Source organism: Methylobacterium tarhaniae (genome assembly GCF_001043955.1).
In the GTDB taxonomy this organism is placed as follows: Bacteria; Pseudomonadota; Alphaproteobacteria; order Rhizobiales; family Beijerinckiaceae; genus Methylobacterium; species Methylobacterium tarhaniae.
Map to the genome: position 1 here is coordinate 1 of NZ_LABZ01000119.1, position 4144 is coordinate 4144.

General features: G+C 71.3%; 4 protein-coding genes and 1 riboswitch. Of the genes, 1 reads left to right on the forward strand and 3 read right to left on the reverse strand.

Annotated features, from left to right (window positions below):
- From VQ03_RS16530 to VQ03_RS16540, 3 genes are all read right to left on the reverse strand, one after another.
- The coding region (locus tag VQ03_RS16530; protein ID WP_053078613.1) for a D-amino acid dehydrogenase at positions 1 to 1187 on the reverse strand (1187 nt) is incomplete at its 3' end.
- A gap of 132 nt (positions 1188 to 1319) precedes the next feature.
- Positions 1320 to 1425: riboswitch (glycine riboswitch) on the reverse strand.
- A gap of 138 nt (positions 1426 to 1563) precedes the next feature.
- Positions 1564 to 2526: a CobW family GTP-binding protein gene (locus tag VQ03_RS16535; RefSeq protein WP_048451994.1), complete on the reverse strand. Its 963-nt coding sequence runs from the start codon at positions 2524 to 2526 to the stop codon at positions 1564 to 1566.
- 74 nt (positions 2527 to 2600) lie between these two features.
- Positions 2601 to 3404 (reverse strand): creatininase family protein, encoded by an 804-nt coding sequence (locus tag VQ03_RS16540; RefSeq protein ID WP_048451995.1) that lies wholly within the window; start codon positions 3402 to 3404, stop codon positions 2601 to 2603.
- Between the two features lie 191 nt (positions 3405 to 3595).
- Between VQ03_RS16540 and VQ03_RS16545 the strand changes: the two genes are divergently transcribed.
- On the forward strand, positions 3596 to 4144 hold a 549-nt coding region (locus tag VQ03_RS16545), incomplete at its 3' end, for a MarR family winged helix-turn-helix transcriptional regulator (protein ID WP_048451997.1).

A 4144-nucleotide genomic window follows, 5' to 3' on the forward strand; every position in this document is an offset into this window, starting at 1 on the left:
AGCGTGCCGTGGCCGGTATTGAGCACCAGGCCCCGGATGCGGGTGCGGCCGAGATAGGGCACGTTCGAGGGCGTGGTCGGGCGAAGCCCGCTCCAGGCGGTGGCGGCCTCGAAATTCCCGGCATTCGGGAAGGTGCGCCGGGCGTTCTCCAGGATCGCCGCGACCCGCTCGGCGTCGAGGTGGCGGCTATAGCCCGACAATTCGGCGGTGCCGGCCACGCGCAGGTGGGTGCCGAGGTTCGAATAGACCAGCTTGTACTCGTCGTCGGTGAGGCTGACCTGCGGCGCGCCGTTATGGCCCTCGATCGGGATCGAGACCGAGTAGCCCTTGGCCGGGTAGATCGCCAGGTTGACGCCGTAGCGGCGCAGGAACGGCGCCGACCAGGAGCCGAGCGAGACCACGACGTTCGGGGCCGAGAGGCGCTGGTGCCCGCCCGCCACCATCACCTCGACGCCGGTGACGCGGTCTCCCCCGGCCGAGAGCAGCAGCCGGGTCGCCTCCGAGCCGTACAGGAAGGTCGCGCCCATCGCGGCGGTGCGGGCGGCGAGCGCCTGGGTGAAGGCGCGGGCGTCGCCGCTCTCGTCCTCGGCCGTGTAGGTGGCGCCGACCACGTCGTCGATGGCGTGGGCGAAGGCCGGCTCGATCGCCAGCACCTCGTCGCGGGAGACGACCCGGCGCTCGCAGCCGTGCTGGCGCATCAGCTCGGCGACGGGCTTGGCGGCCTCGAACTCCCTGATGTCGCGGTAGAAATGCAGGATGCCGAGGGTCTTCGCGGCATAGGCGAGGTTCTCGGCGGCCCGGATCTCCTGCAGCTTGGCGCGGCTATAGGCGCCGAGCCGCACGATCTCGACGGTGTTGCGGCGCGCCCGCTCCGGGGTGCAGTTGCGCAGGAAGCCGGCGATCCAAGACCATTGGTGCCGGTCGAGGCGGGGCGTGAAGAGCAGCGGCGCGCGCGCGTCGAACAGCCATTTCATCACCTTGAGGGGCGCGCTCGGATTGGCCCAGGGCTCGGCATGGCTCACCGAGATCTGGCCGCCATTGGCGTAGCTGGTCTCGAGCCCGGGCCCGCCCTGGCGGTCGATGACGCAAACCGACAGGCCGGCCTTGGCGGCCCAATAGGCGGTGGCCGTGCCGACGACGCCGGCGCCGAGCACGATGAGATCGAAGGAGGTCTGTTGTCCCGACACGCGTTCCATCCTTCCCGCCGGATCAGGGCGGGTCGCAGGGTTGGAACTCTGTTCGGGTGGCCTGAGAGATTCGCCGGGTTCACACCCGGCTTGCTCCATCGGCGGGCGTCGTGGCGCCCTCTCCAGAGTGTCCTCTCGATCGCGGTCCTTGGACCTGAGAGCTTCGGCGCGCAGCACGGCTGGCACGCCTTTCCCCTTCGGTGCCGGCTCTCGAGCCGGTCTCTCCCGCGACCATCAACGGACGGCCGAGCCTGTAGCATGGCCGTCCGGGTCGCAAAAGGGCCAAGTCGCAAAAGGGCCAAGTCGCAACAGGGACAAGTCGCGAAAGCGCAAGGATCGGTCGCTGCCGCTCAAGCGGAGGACCGATCGCACTGCCTCAGGCGCGGCAGGCTTCGAAACCCTTCCGGATCTGCTCCGGATCGAGGTGGCGGCCGATGAAGACGACGCGGGATTCGCGCGGGTCGCCGGGCTTCCACTCGTCCTGCAGGTCGCCGTCGAGGATCATGTGCACGCCCTGGAAGACGAAGCGGCGCGGCTCGTCGGGGAAGCTGACGATGCCCTTGCAGCGCAGGATGTCCGGCCCCTGGACCTGGGTCAGGTCGGAGATCCACGGCATGAACTTGTTGGGATCGACCGCGCCGGGCAGCCGGGCCGAGATCGACCGGATCTCGTCGGAATGGTGGTGGTGGTGCCCCTCCTCCAGGAATTCCGGCTCGATCTCGATGATGCGGGAGAGGTCGAAGGCCTTGCGGTCGAGCACCGTCGCGAGCGGCACGGCGCAGCGCTGCGTGCGGTGGATCTCGGCCGAGGGGTTGATGGCGCGGATCTGGCGCTCGACCGCCGCGAGGCCCGCCTCGTCGACGAGGTCGGCCTTGTTGAGCAGGATCACGTCGGCGAAGGCGACCTGGTTCTTGGCCTCCGGAGCGTCCTTCAGGCGCTCGGACAGCCACTTGGCGTCGGCCACGGTCACCACCGCGTCGAGGCGGGCGGCCTCGCCGACATCCTGGTCGACGAAGAAGGTCTGGGCGACCGGCGCCGGATCGGCGAGGCCGGTGGTCTCGACGATGATCGCGTCGAACTTGCCCTTGCGCTTCATCAACCCGTCCATGATGCGGATCAGGTCGCCGCGCACGGTGCAGCAGATGCAGCCGTTGTTCATCTCGAACACTTCCTCGTCGGCGCCGACCACGAGGTCGTTGTCGATGCCGATCTCGCCGAACTCGTTGACGATCACGGCGTAGCGCTTGCCGTGCGGCTCGGTGAGGATGCGGTTGAGGAGCGTGGTCTTGCCGGCGCCGAGATAGCCGGTGAGCACCGTGACGGGAATCTTGTCGGACATGCGGGGGCTTCTTCTGCAACCAGGCCGGACGCGGACGCCGCCGGGACGCCGCGCGAGGCCGATGATATAGTGTGTCAATCGGCCCGGCGGGAGACCGGCGCGGGCAGGCTGAAGCGGGCGACGTCGCGCAGCAGGTCGACGAAAGCGCGGGCGCCGTGGTCGAGGAGGGCGCGCCCGGCCTCCGCCGCGCCGAGGCGAGCGTCGCCGATGGCGCCCGCCGGGTTGAGGTCCTGCGCGTGCCAGGCGAAGGCGGCCGGGCGCCCGGCGCGCAGATGGGTGTAGGTGCGCTCCATCCCGCGGCTCGCCGGCACGAAGTCCCGGATCTCCCGGTCCCGCACGAGGTCGGGCCGGAGCGCCCGCATCAGGGCGGTCTCGATCCCGCCGCCATGGATGCCGTGGCGCACCTCGTCCTCCGGAAACAGCCCCGGCGGGGTGCCGAAGCGGCTCCAGGCGGTGGTGACCGCCACCATCCCGTGCCGGCCGCGCAAGCCCAACGCCACGAGGTCCATGAGGGCGCTGTTGCCGCCATGCGACGACACGATGACCAGCCGGCGGCAGCCCGCCCGCACGACCCCGTCGCCGATCTCGCCCCAGGCCCTGAGCGCCGTCTCCGGCGTGAGGGTCAGGGTGCCGGGAAAATCCGTGTGCTCGATCGACAGGCCGACCTGCTGCACCGGCAGCACCCGCACGTCGAGGTCGTCGGGGACGAGGCCCATGACCCGCGCGAGGTAACCGTCCGCGATGATGACGTCGGTGGCCAGCGGCAGGTGCGGCCCGTGCTGCTCCACGGCCGCGACCGGCAGCACCGCCACGCTGGCGCTCAACGCGCCGTCGCGGCATTCCTCGGTGGTCAGGTCGCCCCAGGGCCGGGCCGGCATGTCGTCGCTCCTCGGTGTCTCTCGGCACACCATAAGCCGCGGAGGAACGGGCCGGAACCGGCCTGTCGTCATCCAGGCGTCACAGGCGGGCTGGCATGTGCGGTCGAGGGCACCGCTCGGGCGCCCTCTCCGCCCTTGCGCCCCCGGCGCCCGGGCGGCAGAATTCGTCTCCAGAACAAGGGCTCGGCGACATGGCAGCGGGCGAGCAGGCTTTGGCCGTGGACGCGCCGCGCCGGGCGGCCAAGCGCCTCCGGCCCCCCGGCGCCAAGAGCGTCGGCTGGGCCCTGATGCAGGCGGCCCGCCTCCATCGCGGCCGCATCGGCGACCGCCTGGCCGAGCTCGATCTCTTCGCCGGCCAGGAGCAGGTGGTGCAAGCGCTGGCCGCCGCCGGCACCATGACCATGGGCGACCTCGCCGCCACCCTGCGGGTGCGCCCGCCCACCGCCTCGAAGACCATCACGCGGCTCGCCGCCATGGGGGTGGTCGAGCGCCGGACCGAGGCCGGGGACGGCCGCATCGTCCGGGTGCGCCTGACCGAGGCCGGCATGGCCAAGGCCGCGGCGATCGAGGGCATCTGGGACGAGGTCGAGGCCGAGATGCTGGACGGCTTCGACAGCAAGGAGCGCCGGCGCCTGCGCAAGCTCCTGCGCCGCGCCGCCCGCAACCTCGCCGAGGCCGCCGGCCTCGATGCGCACGATTCCGACGCCGAGGCCGAGGACGACCTCGAAGCCGGGCTCGAC